The 15,355-nt window shown below is 42.4% G+C and carries 13 protein-coding genes and 1 riboswitch; of the genes, 1 reads left to right on the top strand and 12 read right to left on the bottom strand.

Annotated elements, in window-relative coordinates:
- Positions 1-404 precede the first annotated feature (404 nt).
- The 11 genes from purF to ACFSGI_RS18620 form a co-directional block, all read right to left on the bottom strand.
- Positions 405-1,883 carry an amidophosphoribosyltransferase gene (purF, locus tag ACFSGI_RS18570; protein ID WP_069328924.1) on the bottom strand — a complete coding sequence of 493 codons (1,479 nt, stop codon included), beginning with the start codon at positions 1,881-1,883 and terminating at the stop codon, positions 405-407.
- The gene (purL, locus tag ACFSGI_RS18575) at positions 1,868-4,114 is read right to left on the bottom strand and encodes a phosphoribosylformylglycinamidine synthase subunit PurL (RefSeq protein WP_204825654.1); all 2,247 of its coding nucleotides are present in this window, start codon (positions 4,112-4,114) and stop codon (positions 1,868-1,870) included. Before purL ends, purF begins: the two co-directional genes overlap by 16 nt.
- Entirely contained in the window at positions 4,092-4,781 is a 690-nt protein-coding gene (purQ, locus tag ACFSGI_RS18580) for a phosphoribosylformylglycinamidine synthase subunit PurQ (RefSeq protein ID WP_204825655.1), read from the bottom strand. Before purQ ends, purL begins: the two co-directional genes overlap by 23 nt.
- Positions 4,782-4,785: 4 nt before the next feature.
- On the bottom strand, positions 4,786-5,031 hold the full coding sequence (gene purS, locus ACFSGI_RS18585) for a phosphoribosylformylglycinamidine synthase subunit PurS (RefSeq protein ID WP_069328921.1): 246 nt from the start codon (positions 5,029-5,031) through the stop codon (positions 4,786-4,788).
- Positions 5,032-5,724: 693 nt separating this feature from the next.
- Complete coding sequence (locus tag ACFSGI_RS18590; protein WP_204825656.1) at positions 5,725-6,618, bottom strand: phosphoribosylaminoimidazolesuccinocarboxamide synthase; 894 nt, start codon at positions 6,616-6,618, stop codon at positions 5,725-5,727.
- Between the two features lie 19 nt (positions 6,619-6,637).
- A complete protein-coding gene (gene purB, locus ACFSGI_RS18595; RefSeq protein WP_204825657.1) occupies positions 6,638-7,933 on the bottom strand; it encodes an adenylosuccinate lyase in 1,296 nt (431 codons plus the stop codon).
- 4 nt (positions 7,934-7,937) lie between these two features.
- A complete protein-coding gene (gene purK / locus ACFSGI_RS18600; RefSeq protein WP_204825658.1) occupies positions 7,938-9,107 on the bottom strand; it encodes a 5-(carboxyamino)imidazole ribonucleotide synthase in 1,170 nt (389 codons plus the stop codon).
- On the bottom strand, positions 9,104-9,589 hold the full coding sequence (purE, locus tag ACFSGI_RS18605; protein WP_204825659.1) for a 5-(carboxyamino)imidazole ribonucleotide mutase: 486 nt from the start codon (positions 9,587-9,589) through the stop codon (positions 9,104-9,106). The genes purK and purE overlap by 4 nt, the downstream gene beginning before the upstream one ends.
- Before the next feature lie 264 nt (positions 9,590-9,853).
- Positions 9,854-9,955, bottom strand: a riboswitch (purine riboswitch).
- Between the two features lie 244 nt (positions 9,956-10,199).
- Complete coding sequence (locus ACFSGI_RS18610) at positions 10,200-10,640, bottom strand: universal stress protein (RefSeq protein ID WP_204825660.1); 441 nt, start codon at positions 10,638-10,640, stop codon at positions 10,200-10,202.
- Between the two features lie 263 nt (positions 10,641-10,903).
- Positions 10,904-11,185, bottom strand: coding sequence for a DUF1294 domain-containing protein (locus ACFSGI_RS18615; RefSeq protein ID WP_204825661.1), 282 nt, complete (start codon positions 11,183-11,185; stop codon positions 10,904-10,906).
- A gap of 43 nt (positions 11,186-11,228) precedes the next feature.
- Complete coding sequence (locus ACFSGI_RS18620; RefSeq protein WP_204825662.1) at positions 11,229-13,433, bottom strand: alpha-galactosidase; 2,205 nt, start codon at positions 13,431-13,433, stop codon at positions 11,229-11,231.
- 297 nt (positions 13,434-13,730) lie between these two features.
- Here ACFSGI_RS18620 and ACFSGI_RS18625 point away from each other — a divergent pair, with 297 nt between their 5' ends.
- Positions 13,731-14,540 carry a MurR/RpiR family transcriptional regulator gene (locus tag ACFSGI_RS18625; RefSeq protein WP_204825663.1) on the top strand — a complete coding sequence of 270 codons (810 nt, stop codon included), beginning with the start codon at positions 13,731-13,733 and terminating at the stop codon, positions 14,538-14,540.
- Positions 14,541-14,638: 98 nt separating this feature from the next.
- Here ACFSGI_RS18625 and ACFSGI_RS18630 read toward each other — a convergent pair whose 3' ends face one another.
- A complete protein-coding gene (locus ACFSGI_RS18630) occupies positions 14,639-15,355 on the bottom strand; it encodes an N-acetylmannosamine-6-phosphate 2-epimerase (RefSeq protein ID WP_204825664.1) in 717 nt (238 codons plus the stop codon).

Raw genomic sequence — 15,355 nt, forward strand, 5'->3', positions numbered from 1 at the left:
CATATGATACAAATAGTTATTTTTCTAAAATCTATCATCATAAGTTCAAAAAGTTCTAAATCCCTACTGTGAGGACGACAGGACAATACAGTGCCTTACCCTTCTTCAAACTCTCCCTAAAAGAATAGCATCAAAATCCACTGCTTTAGATCATTCTGATCTACCCTGCCACTCCCACTAGATCGAACTTTGCATCACTCTGAAATGGTGGCTTTTGAGCGTCGGAGCGACGGGATAGGAATGAATCTGTAAGAAGCGTAGCGTTCGCCTTTGTAGATGGATTTTAACCGCAGAGCGGTTGTTCAAAAAATCCATCTACAACAAGCGATCGGGAAGATCATTCCTATCCCATAGCGGTCCCTAGCTCAAACACCAGCCACCCTTTCCCGATGTAAAGCCTTCGACTAACACCCACATCCGAATTGTTCTTCGCCGCCGAAGTCGGTTTGGGTAGGATAGTCGTTGTCAAAGCATGCCATACACATACCGCCTTTGTAGTCGGTGCTGTTGTCGCCACCAACGGCTTTGATTAATCCTTCAAAGCTCAAAAAGGTTAAAGAATCGGCATTCAACTCTTTGCGCATTTCTTCAATCGACATCGTTGAAGCGATCAGTTCACGTCGATCCGGTGTATCGATTCCATAGAAGCATGGATTTTTAAAAGGTGGAGACGTGATCCGTACATGTACTTCTGTCGCTCCTGCATCACGTAACATATTCACGATCCGGCGTGAAGTGGTTCCACGTACAATCGAATCATCGATCATGACGACACGTTTGCCTTCAACCACACGGCGCACAGCACTGAGCTTCATTTTGACCCCTTGTTCGCGCAATTCCTGACTTGGTTGAATAAATGTACGCCCGGTGTATTTATTTTTGATCATCCCAAGTTCATACGGGATACCGGTTTGTTCAGCGAATCCGATCGCCGCTGAAATACTGGAATCCGGTACACCTGTGACAAGATCAGCATCGATAAATGATTCCTGTGCCATCACCGAACCCATCCGTTTGCGAGCGGCATGCAGATTAGCACCATTCATATCACTATCCGGTCTTGCAAAATAAATATATTCCATCGAACATAGCGCTTTACGTTGCGGTTCGATATAACGATCTTCGATCAATCCGTGTTGATCCAAAATCAGTAATTCTCCTGGTTGAACATCTCGTACTAACTCTGCGCCAATCGTTTCCAGAGCACAGGTCTCGGAAGCAAAAATATACGCTTCACCCAGACGACCCATTGTGATTGGACGCAATCCGTTAGGATCAGAAGCAACGATTAATTGCTCATTGGTCATAATCATAAAAGCAAAACCGCCTACAATTTGTCGAAACGCATCTTTTGCCGCTTCCACTAGAGGTTTATTGGAACGTGCGATTAAGTGAGCGACCACTTCTGTATCACTGGTCGTTTGAAAAATCGAACCCGCTTCTTCTAGCTCACGCCGAATCTGCGGAGCATTGACGATATTACCGTTAGTCGCTAGTGCTAACTCACCTGCACGATAACGGAATACCAATGGTTGTGCATTAGTCAGACGACTATCTCCACTGGTCGAATAACGTACATGACCGATCGAGATATCGCCTGTTAATGAACCTAATGTATCTTTATCAAAGACTTCTTTTACCAGTCCCATACCCCGATGGTAATGGAATTGATTACGATCACTTACACATAAACCTGCGCTTTCTTCCCCACGATGTTGAAGCGCATGTAATCCATAATAAGAAAGGGAAGCGGCTTCGGAATGTCCGTAGACTCCGAAAACGCCGCATTCTTCTTTTAACGTATCAAAAATATCATTCGGACCGGTGCCTTGATTATAGTAATCACCTGTCCACAACGTCTGTTTGTTTAATTCATCAGACATGGAATCGCATCCTCCCAGACTTGACGCAGATTGCTCACCTGCTCTGCCAAGACTTGTTTGCCGTCCACTTGGATTTGAAGTTCTGTTCCTTGCACTTGACCGATACGACGTACAGGTACACCTTGAGATTGAATATGACTTTCCAAAGCATCTGCTTGCGCAGGAGTAGCTGATAACAAAATACGAGATTGACTTTCGCTGAATAACAACAAATCATGACGCAGACCTTCACTATCTAGAGCGACTGTTGCACCTAATGTACCACTAATACAAGACTCTGCTAAAGCTACAGATAATCCACCTTCAGATAGATCATGTGCAGACTGTACCAGTCCACTTTGAATTGCACTCAGTACGCTACCTAGCAATTTCTTTTCGATCTCTAAATCTAATGCAGGCGGGCGACCTTCTGTAACATTATGCAACACTTTCTGGAATTCGCTACCGCCCAATTCTGCAAATGTATCACCTAATACGAAAATAATATCGCCTTCGTTTTTGAATCCTTGTGTAGTGATATGATCGGTATCATGTACCAATCCAACCATCCCAACAACAGGTGTAGGATAGATCGCACCACGAGTATTTTCATTATAAAGACTAACATTACCGCCGATAACCGGAGTATCCAGTACACGACAAGCTTCTGCCATACCGTCTACTGATTTTTCCATTTGCCAGAAAATATCTGGTTTTTCCGGGCTACCAAAGTTTAAGTTGTCTGTAATTGCTAATGGTTCTGCGCCTGAGCAGACAATATTACGAGCCGCTTCACTGACAGCAATTTTACCGCCTACTTCTGGGTCAAGATAGACATAGCGTCCATTACAATCGGTAGTCATTGCAAGTGCTTTGCGTGTGCCACGAATCGTGATGACTGCTGCATCGGAACCCGGACGAACGGCTGTGCTTGTACGAACCATATAATCATATTGATCATAGACCCATGCTTTGCTAGCTACCGTTGGTGAAGCAAGAATCGATTTCAAAGCACCATTCAAGTCAGTCACTTCTTCATAACGATTGGTATCAACATTGGCTTGTTGCTCATAATAAGCAGGTACTGAAGAAGGCTTGTCGTAGATAGGGCATTCATCGACTAGAGCATGAACAGGCATATCGCCAACCACTTCGCCATGATGCAATAATTTGAGACGTCCATCATCGGTAACTTTACCAACTTTGGCACAAATTACGCCCCAACGTTCAAAAATTTCCATCGCTTGCGCTTCGTCTTTCGGCTCAACAACGAACAACATCCGTTCTTGAGATTCAGAAAGCATCATTTCATAAGCAGTCATACCGTCTTCACGTTGAGGTACTTGATCCAGATACAATTCCAGACCATTGCCTGCTTTACTTGCCATTTCCGCACTAGAGCATGTTAGACCAGCCGCACCCATATCTTGAATCCCGAGCACAATACCGGAATCAATCAATTCCAGGCAAGATTCCATAACTAGCTTCTCCATAAATGGGTCACCAACTTGTACTGCGGTACGACGAGCTTCTGATTCTTCTGTCAATTCTTCAGATGCAAATGTAGCACCATGAATCCCATCGCGTCCTGTAGGAGGGCCTACATAAAATACAGGGTTACCTACCCCTTTAGCGACACCACGTTGAATTTTGTCATGGTCGATTAATCCGACACACATTGCATTGACGAGCGGATTACCATCATAACTTTCATCAAACATCACTTCGCCGCCAACCGTTGGAATACCGATACAGTTCCCATAACCTGCAATCCCGGATACCACATGCTCGAACAAATATTTGACACGTTCACTTTCCAATTTACCGAAGCGTAAAGAGTTCAATACTGCTACAGGTCGTGCGCCCATAGAAAAAATATCGCGGATAATTCCGCCTACACCTGTTGCCGCTCCTTGAAAAGGCTCTACCGCAGATGGGTGATTATGACTTTCAATTTTGAAAACAACCGCTTGATTGTCACCGATATCGACAATCCCTGCACCTTCACCCGGTCCCATCAATACACGCGGGCCAGAAGTCGGGAAGCGACGAAGTAACGGTTTGGAGTTTTTGTACGCGCAGTGTTCCGACCACATTACACTAAATACGCCGATTTCTGTGTAGTTCGGTTTCCGTCCGAGAAAACCGCAGATCAACTCATACTCGCTGTCCGATACACCCATTTGTTTGTATATTTGCTGGTCTGCGACTTGCTCCGCCGTCGGTTCCTTAACGGATGTTTGCTGCGTCATGTTGATCCCTCCAAGCTTTCAAAATAGATGTAAACATTTTTTTACCGTCTGCTGATCCTAACAATTCATCTACTGCACGTTCAGGGTGAGGCATCATACCTACAACATTTCCACGCTCATTACAAATGCCTGCAATATCATGTAGCGATCCATTCGGATTATGTCCGTATTGGAAAACAATCTGATTGTTTGCTTTCAGTTGTTCTAACGTCGCATCATCACAATAATAATTGCCTTCACCATGAGCAATCGGAATCGTTATTTCTTCTCCATCTGCATAATCACGAGTAAATGGAGTCTGATTATTCACTACTGTAAGCAAAGTATCATGACAACGGAATTTCATTGATTCATTACGAAGCAATGCACCTGGTAACAGACGAGCTTCGGTCAAAATCTGGAATCCATTACAAATACCCAGTACATATTTGCCTTGCTCTGCTGCTTTGGCAACTTCAGTCATCACCGGAGCAAATTGAGAAATCGCTCCACATCTCAAGTAATCTCCATACGAAAAGCCACCTGGAACTAAAATACAATCATACGCTGATAAGTCTGTCGCTGTGTGCCATACATACTCTACCGATTCCCCTAACGTATCTTCAACTGCTTTAAAACAGTCAATATCACAGTTAGAGCCCGGAAATACCAAGACTGCAAATTTCATGGATTTAACCCTCCAGTTCGAAACGGTAATTTTCAACAACCGTATTAGCTAGCAACTTCTCGCACATCACTTTCAGGCGTTCTTCTGCTTCTTCACGATTATCTGTATCCAATTCAATCTCCATGTACTTCCCGATGCGAAGACTCTCCACTTCATTGAATCCTAAAGAATGAAGTGCACCTTGAACAGCAACACCTTGTGGATCAAGTACGCTTTGTTTGATAGTCACGTAGACAGTAGCTTTAATCATGTTATTTTTGTTCCTCCTTAGATTAGGTGATGCTGATTTGATACTGCTTGGTGTATCAGGTAGTGATTGCTTTACTTTGAAAATAAAGATTTGGTGATTCTGTAGATACCTCGCTACGGTCGCGGATGATTCTGGTCGTCGCTGGTAAGATCGGATATCTTGAATGACCGCACGGCGGTCGATATCCGAGTCTTAAAGGCTCCTTTCAGAATCATTCCGTTCCTTTCGCTTGGAACGAAGAATCACTTCATTTGTACTTATTTAGAAGTGCTTTGTTGGAGCAAAGAGCTACAATTATGGTTGATAGGTCAGTTCGCAATCTCAATTCAGATGGTGGGGTGAGCAGACAATGTTACTTGGTAGACCGCTATCGTGATTGATTAAGATCGTAGAGGTTTTGAGTTTCGTTATGTTCTCCAATCACTTGTTTACACTCTTTAATCTCACGCCACCACTTCGATATAAAAAATCTACAAAATGAACCCTATCATGCCTTTATCCTATCTTTTCTGCCCTACCCCTAAGGAGCGCAAATTGATCTCGATCCGACGGAGCGGAGGGAAAGAAATCATACATAAGAAGCGTAGCGTTCGCCTTTAAGATTTGGATATCAACCGCTGGGCGGTTATTCAAGATATCCAAGTCTTACCAGCGATCGGCAGGATGATTCTTTCCCGCAGCGGTCCCCAAGGATCAAACCAATTTCGCCCCCGTCAACTTCTGATAGATAGCTAGGTAGCGGTCGGATGTGGCTTGGACGACAGATTCCGGTAAAGGAGCAGGTTGACTGTTTTTATCCCAATCGGTGCCTGCAAGATACGTACGTACAGGCTCTTTGTCCATACTGTCGATTTCGATATCCAGCGCATAATTATTTTTCGCCCAAAAACGTGACGAATCCGGTGTGAAAATTTCATCGATCAAGATTACTTTTCCATCGATCAAACCAAATTCAAACTTGCAATCCGCTAAAATAATATCATGTTGATCGCAATAGTGACGGGCATATTCATACAGTTGAATACTCTTCGCTTTCAACTCTTCAGCTAGCTCAGCACCGATACGCTTTTTCATTTCGTCAAAAGAAATATCTTCATCATGACCGATATCATTTTTGGCGGCTGGAGTGAACAACGGATTGGGGAACACACCATTTTTATGCAAGCCTTCTGGAAGATCAATACCGTTCACCTGACCGGTTTCTTGATATTGTCTCCATCCACCGCCTGTAATATAACCACGTACGACACACTCCATATCGATTCGCTCTGCTTTACGTGTCACCATAATACGGTTACGCAGTGCATCCTTGTCACGTACAATATCCCCCAATTGATCAACATCGATATGTACAACATGGTTATCAATCAGGTTAGTCGTTTGCCCGAACCAGAAAGCGCTCAAGCGATTCAATACTTCACCTTTGTGTGGTACAGGTGGATCAAGTACATAATCGAATGCAGAAATGCGATCGGTAACAACAATCAGATAATGTTCACCCAGATCATACAATTCGCGCACTTTACCTTTGTAAATTAGCGGTGCATTGACCAGATCAACCGCTGTTGTGATTGCTTGCGATATCATGTGTTGTGTCCCCTCTTTCCTATTCCAGACCGAGTTTTTTGAAAATCGTATCAACGTGCTTCAAATGCCACGATGGATTAAACGCTTCTTCAATTTCTTCAGCATTCAATAGTTCTGTGATAGCAGGAGTTTCCAAAATAATGTCTTTGAATGAACGCTGTTCTTCCCATGCTTGCATCGCACGAGGTTGAACTGTATCATACGCTTGCTCACGACTGATTCCTTTATCGATCAACTTGGTCATCACACGACCAGAGAAAGGAACACCATACGTACGTTGAATATTACGTTGCATATTTTCAGGGAATACAGTCAAGTTTTTGATAATGTTACCAAAGCGATTAAGCATATAGTTCAACAGCATCGTTGCATCCGGTAAAATAATACGTTCTACCGATGAATGTGAAATATCGCGTTCATGCCACAATGTTACATTTTCATAAGCCGATACCATATGACCACGAATCACGCGGGACAGACCGGAAATATTTTCAGAGCTGATCGGATTACGTTTGTGAGGCATAGCAGATGAACCTTTTTGACCTTTAGCAAACGCTTCTTCCACTTCACGAACTTCACTCTTCTGTAGAGCACGTACTTCGGTTGCAAATTTATCAAGCGATGTCGCTACCAACGCGAGTGTTGCCATATATTCAGCATGACGATCACGTTGCAACGTTTGGGTAGAGATTGGAGCCGCTTTGGTGCCTAGCTTGTTACATACAAATTCTTCTACAAACGGATCGATATTCGCATACGTTCCTACAGCTCCAGAGATTTTACCGTATTGAACATTGTCGGCTGCATGACGGAAACGCTCCAAGTTACGTTTCATTTCTTCATGCCACAATGCCATTTTCAGGCCAAAAGTTGTTGGTTCTGCATGAACACCATGCGTACGTCCCATCATCGGTGTATCTTTATAAGCGATCGCTTTTTCTTTCAAAATTTCGATAAAATTGATAATATCACGTTCTAAGATTTCATTCGCTTGGCGCAACAGATAACCAAGTGCTGTATCAACTACATCTGTAGAAGTTAAGCCGTAATGTACCCATTTGCGTTCTTCTCCAAGACTTTCAGAGACTGCACGGGTAAACGCGATAACATCATGACGGGTTTCTTTTTCAATTTCATAAATACGATCCATATCAAAAGAAGCACCTGCACGTAATTTTTCGACGTCCTCTTTCGGAATAACACCTAATTCTGACCATGCTTCACAAGCACAAATTTCAACTTCCAACCATGCTTTGAATTTGTTTTCTTCACTCCAGATATTTCTCATTTCAGGTCTGCTATAACGTTCGATCATAAGTTTATTCGTGCCTCCATATATTCGTTTGGTCTATCCATGCCAGAGCATCTTCTATATTATGACACAGCACATTGATATGTCCCATCTTGCGCTTGTGTTTGGCTTCTTCTTTCCCATATAAATGGTACTTAGGATTCACATGTAATGCTGTTGCCGAGAGATCCACCTGTACCATCTTTTCAGTAATCGCTGGAATATGTTCTCCTAGAATATTGACCATCACCACAGGTGAGCGTAACGCTGTACTTCCTAAAGGCAATCCGCAGATTGCTCTTACATGCTGTTCAAACTGCGACGTCTCGCATGCTTCGATGGTATAGTGACCTGAATTGTGAGGACGAGGTGCTAATTCATTCACATATAACTGTCCATCTTCGGTACAAAACAGTTCAACCGCTAATAATCCTACCGCATCCATCGACTCTGCAATATCTGCCGCCATCTGTTCTGCCCGGCGCTGTACTTCTTCCGCTACACGAGCAGGTACAATCGAGAGATGAAGAATATTATCGATATGGATATTTTCAGCTACGGGAAAAGTTTTGATTTCTCCATTGGAGCTACGAGCAGCAATCACAGATAACTCACATTGAAAATGAATAAATTGCTCGACCACTAACTCTGTTCCTGCGACGCTTAATTCATCGTATGCTTGCCCCGCTTGCTCTTCACTTCGAATAACGAATTGCCCTTTGCCATCGTATCCGCCTGTAGCTGTTTTGAGTACACAAGGTGTTCCGAACTGTTGAACAGCTTCTAATGTTTCGGCTGCACTTCGCACTTCCATATAGGGAGCAACTGTTGCCCCTGCCGCTTCAATAGCGCGCTTTTCACGTAAGCGATGTTGCGTTGTGTATAACAATTGGCTTCCTTGCGGTACATACGATTTCTGCTCTAACAATGCGGCTACATCTGCATCTACATTTTCAAATTCATAAGTGATCACATCGGCTTGACTGGCTAACATTTCAGCCGCTTGTGGATCATCATATCGTCCTACAATTTGCTGACTCACCTGACCACAAGGCGCATTGGTCGCTGGATCAAGTGTAATAAATTGATACCCTAGTGGTGAACCTTGAAGTACCATCATCCGTCCTAATTGTCCGCCACCCAGAATACCGATTGTAGAACCGGGCGGGATCACTTTAGAAGATCGAATCTCACTCATAGCGTATCACTCGAAGCGATCACTTCTAAGCGAATCCGTTCACGTCTCGCTTCTGCACGCTTCATCACTTCAGGGTCAAAAGCACCGATCATCTGCGCCGCTAACAATCCTGCATTGGTGGCTCCTGCTTTACCAATCGCTACTGTCGCTACAGGAATTCCACCAGGCATTTGAACAATCGATAACAATGAATCCAGACCTTTAAGAGCGGCTGATTGGACAGGTACTCCGATGACAGGCAACAATGTTTTGGCTGCAATCATACCTGGCAAGTGAGCCGCCCCGCCTGCACCTGCAATAATCACTTTAATGCCTCGTTCTTGTGCCTGTTCTGCAAATTCAAACATCAAATCCGGTGTACGATGCGCTGATACCACTTTTTTCTCATACGCAATTTCTAATTCATCTAGCATCTGACAAGCATGTTGCATCGTTTCCCAATCTGACTTACTACCCATCACAACAGCAACCTGTACCGACATGTGATAACCTACTTTCCAGAATAAAATTAATTTATCGTGTTCTATAAGTAATCTGTAATTGTAATTAGCATAGCATTCACTTGTTCTCACAATGTTAGAACCGTTTAACACGAAAAAAATCCGCAGATCCTGTTAGAAAGATGTTCATTTCCAGGTTCTTTGGACTTCAGGAGCAGACAGAAAAAGAAAGTGATGTCATCAGCCTGCGCAGACATATCCTTTCAACACAAAGGAATGTTCTGCTGTAATAACTGCAATCACATCAATCCATCTGTTTGCTCTCGTAGTCCGAACATTTACGGTATTCGGGTAGAAACGTCCGGGCCATATTCCCGGTTTTATACGAGTCATTATTTCACACGTTTAATAAGCTTCATGTGTTAGTGTACCAATCTACAACACATCATGTCAACTTAAAGACGAACGTTTTATGTTGCTAATATTCTATTGTTCGTATTTAAAGGCTTTCAGCTTTGATTTTTTTATCTGTTACTAGATATCAAAATAAAAAAGACGCATTGAACCATTATCGCTTGGACAAGGATTCGATGCGTCTTCATCGCCTTAACACATTACTCTTTACTGATAACTCTTATCGATTGCTGTACATTTACTTCACAATCAATACTGGAATTTTAGCATGTTGCACTACATTATGACTGACACTACCGAGTACAAATTCACGAATACTACCAAGTCCGCGGCTACCGATAATGATAACATCACAGTGATTGGCTTCAGCATATTCCAATATATTTTGTGCTGCTGCTCCTTGAATCATTTCAACACTGATCGTATTACTGATTTCGGCTGCTTCTAGACGACGTTTTGCTTCTTTCGCTGTCTGTGTTGCTAATTCATACAATTCCTCGTTAGACGTTGTCGGTACAGGCACAATCCCTTCGCCTACAAAGTAACGTGGAAAATCAAACACATGAATCGCATGAATCTCAGCATGTGGCGCTGCTTTGGCTAATTCCACTGCACGATCTAATGCTTTGTTGGATGCTTTAGAACCATCGTATGCTAATAAAATTTTGGAAAATAACATATTATCCATCTCCTCTATGCCAGTGGGTATCCATTGGTGGTGTGATTATGCTGCGTCTGGATTTCTGAGATCAGGATTCTGTAGGATATCTGTTGTTATGTAAGCTGGTCAACAGAATGAAGATATCATCCATCCGTAACACTTATCTCATGTAGCCTAAGTGTTATACTTTTAGTATACTCCTTTATTACCCGTTATGCTTATTTGATGAAACGAAACAAAGACCTGACGAATGTTCATCAGGTCTTTGCTTGTTGCTTTATTTAGCGTATCCACGTTATCCATACATAGCCGTATACTACGATATTAAAAATCAATAGCAGTGGAACGCCTATAACAAATGAACGATGTTTGGTTTTGTGGCGCTTGGTCATCATAGCAATCCAAATTCCTAATGCGCCACCAATAGCCGCCCAGATAAATAATGTTTTCTCCGGTATACGTTCACGACTGCGATGACGTTGTGCCCGTTTTTTGTCTGTTGCCATTACGATATAAGCAACAATATTGACAATCAGCAGCCAGACCCATAATAGCTGTTCCATTTCTGCCTGCCTCCATAAATTCAATCTCTACAGTGTAAGTGTACTATTCCACCGCTTTGAATACAAACAAAGCACTATAGAAATCTGCTTGTGCATACGGAGCAATAATACCATGATACATCAATTCATCACCTGCATAAGTGTTAGCATCTGTAACACCGTTGACAGACATCGAGTAACGACGATGTGGATCTAGCCCTTTTAATTTCAGGCGACGAAGTGGGCCATTCGGAACACTTAACACTTGGAAATAACCTGCAAATGCTTCTTGCTGATCTTCCGAGACAAACATCCAGGATGTAATATTACTTTCAAAAGGACTGAGCAATCGATAAAATTCACCAAATTGAATCAGCTCGCGCAACTCTTTATACTGAGCTACTTGTTCTTTTACTTCTTGCTTTTCTGTATCAGTCAGCTTGGTTAGATCCAATTCATAACCAAAGTTACCAGACATCGCGACATGACCACGAGTTGTAAACGAAGTCATTCGTCCTACTTGATGATTCGGTACATCAGATACATGTGCACCCATAGCGCTTGCTGGATATACCATACTGGTACCGTACTGAATTTTAAGACGTTCTACTGCATCTGTATCATCACTTGTCCATGTTTGTGGCATATAATATAGCATTCCCGGGTCAAATCGACCTCCACCACCGGAGCAACTTTCAAATAAAATATGCGGGAACGTTGAAGTGATTTTTTCTAATACGCTATACAATCCAAGCATATACCGATGCGCGGTTTCGCGTTGACGATCGGCTGGTAATAGAGCAGAACCGATCTCGGACATATTGCGGTTCATATCCCATTTTACATACGTAATCGGTGCAGAAGATAGCACAGCGCTAACAGACTCTACAATATAATCACACACATCTTGACGGGACAAATCCAGAATTAACTGCTCTCGTCCCATTGTACGACTGCGATCCGGCACATGAAGACACCAGTCAGGATGAGCGCGATATAAGTCACTATCAGGCGATACCATTTCTGGCTCAAACCACAATCCGAATTGCATCCCAGTAGCTGTAATTTCTTTTGCCAGTTTGCCCAGACCTTCTGGTAATTTGCGACGATCTTCTACCCAATCGCCAAGTGACGTACGATCATCATCACGATGACCGAACCAACCATCATCGAGTACAAATAACTCGATCCCTAATTCTTTACCTGCTGCTGCAATAGATTTGATCTTAGGTGCATCAAAGTTAAAATAAGTCGCTTCCCAGTTGTTAATCAATATTGGTCGCACTTGATCACGATGCTCTCCGCGACTGAGACGGGTACGATATAATTTGTGATACGTACGAGACATTCCTCCCAATCCTTCAGAAGAATGAACCAGTACTGCCTCAGGTGTCTGGAATGTGTCACCTGCTTCTAATTTCCATTCAAAATCAAACGGTGATAATCCGATTTGCATACGAGTCGTATGGAATTGATCAACTTCGACTTGAGCGACAAAGTTACCGCTATAGACAAGGCTCATACCATAGACTTGCCCTTGATCTTCATTTGCATCTTTACCAAGCAAAGCGATAAACGGATTTTGCTGATGACTACTGGAACCACGTTTACTTTCGATCCGTTGCAATCCTGGAGCCAGTGTACGGTAATGAACATGACGCTCACGTATCCATGCACCCGACAATTGCATCATACGATATTCATCGTCTGCTAAATCAACGCTACTACTTAATGCGCGCTGAATATGAAGTGTTGTTGCTCCGTCATTACGGAACTTCACAGAACGTGTAATCGCATTCAATTCATTGAATACCGTATAGCTGACCACCGCTTCAAGTCCAGTCAGTTCATCGCGCAATACAATTTCCAGTGTATCTGCTTCTTGCTCCTGCTCTACATAAGTAGCTGGTAATCCTTCAAGTGTCGGTTTGCCTGCTGTAATCGTATGACTTACATAATGTAGATCATTGACTGTGGTACCATTGCTATGTTTTGCTTCAAAAGCTGGTTCGCCATAATCGCCACGACCATACCCTGGATATTCTTGTGGTAAAGTATCAAATGAAAAAGTACGATCATCTGCATGATAATTCGGGCTAAAAGAAGCACGCTCTATTTGTTGTAACAGACTACCAATAGATGTTCCTTGTAGACGAGGTCCCCAATATAAATGAACCAGGTGAGTCGATTTCATTAATTGAATCACATAACTCGTTGAACGAGATTGTAAATGAAACGTCGATTGCGTTGTATCGAAAAATATAGACATGGAATAATCCCTTTCTGATGGATCGGCTCAAGGCCGAATATCCAGTTATTCTAGCGTATTTGTTTTTAGTGTAACGGCAAAATGGTCAAAAGCACATAGCATAATTCCATTATTTGATGGCACTATCCTATAATATAGAGATCACTCTTCAAACTATACTATAATAGAAACAAATCAATTGTTCGATTCCTACTATCTATATGCGATCTAATCTATATGGATCAAGATCATACCAGATCATTTTTTGTTAGAAGCTGAGTCGCGCTTATATCATCAAGCGTTGAAGGAGGATTAACTATGGCTCTTAATGTACTCGATGAACTACAATTACGATACCAACAATTATCTGCCAAAGAAAAAGAGATTGCAGATTACATTATGCGTAATAAAAATTCTATTCATAATATCAATATTCGCGATCTCTCCGAGCGCACACAAGCTTCGATGTCTACAATCACACGTTTTTGTCGCAAAGCCGGATTTAGTAATTTTATAGATTTTAAGCTAAGCTTGAATCGAGAAATTGATATTCCACGAGATGAACTCAATTTTTTTGCACAGACAAGGCATTTATACAATGAAATTATTATGGCGACTGCCGATATGATCAAGCCTCAGATGATTGAAGAAGTGGTTCAGCAGATTCAGCAAGCCAGACGTGTCTATGTATTCGGATTAGGTAGTTCTGGATTATCAGCACTAGAATTCAAGTATCGCTTAATGCGAATGAATATCTTAATCGACGCTGTTACGGATTCTCATATGATGATGATGAATGCATCTCTTATGGATGAACAAGATGTAGTGATTGGATTATCCAACTCCGGTCATACTACTGAAGTGAATAGTGCTCTACGTATTGCCAAATCGAATCAAGCTAAGATTGTCGGTATTACTAACTTTGATCATACGCCTTTTACAGAAATAACCGATTTATGTCTGTTCACACCCGGGTTACAGCGTATGGGCGATATCCCGTTTATCAATAGCCAATTAGCGATTATTTATGTGCTCGATATGATCTCTATGTTATTGCTTCAAAATGAAGAACTACTATCCGCACGTCAGCGTACACTCCATGCTTTGTACAAACAAGATCATTCGTAACGCTAATTCTATACAAAGAAAAGAACCGATAATCATATTCGGTTCTTTTTTGATATTGTTATGATTTATATCGATCACATAGAATTTGAAATACCAGTCTATTCTCTAACAGTCGATGCAGGACGAACTTGTTTCATTTTGTCTATAAAACGTGCTGTGATCTGTTGTGGACGTGTAATCGCGCCGCCTACTACCACGCTGTATACACCGAGTTCCAGACAACGTGCCGCCATCTCCGGTGTCATAATATTGCCTTCAGCTACGATAGGTGTTTTAATTTGGCGAATCATTTCTTTGAGAATAGCAAAATCATTTTCGTAGACTTTCTGATGCGCCGTCTGCTCGGTATATCCTACCAGTGTAGCCGACACCAGATCAAATCCTAACTGTTCAGCAACAAGCCCTTCTTCCACCGTTGATACATCTGCCATCAATAACAGTTCAGGATACAGTAGACGAATTTGTTTAACCAGATCCGCTAATTCCACACCATCCGGGCGAGGACGTGAAGTAGCATCCAATGCTATAATCTCACAACCAGACTCTGCTAATTCATGAATTTCGGTTATCGTCGGTGTAATAAATACAGGATGATCGCCATAGTTGCGTTTGACGATTCCGATTACAGGTAATGATACTTGTTGTTTGATCTCTTTGATATCTTGCGCTGTATTCGCTCGAATACCGACAGCTCCTCCTTCTTGCGCAGCAACTGCCATTTTTCCCATAATCAAAGAACTATGCAGAGGTTCATGTTCTAGCGCCTGACATGATACGATCAACCCCTGCTGTAATCCTAATGAATCCAAATCCAT

It is taken from the genome of Paenibacillus nicotianae, from assembly GCF_042681745.1.
GTDB classification, from domain to species: domain Bacteria; phylum Bacillota; class Bacilli; order Paenibacillales; family Paenibacillaceae; genus Saccharibacillus; species Saccharibacillus nicotianae.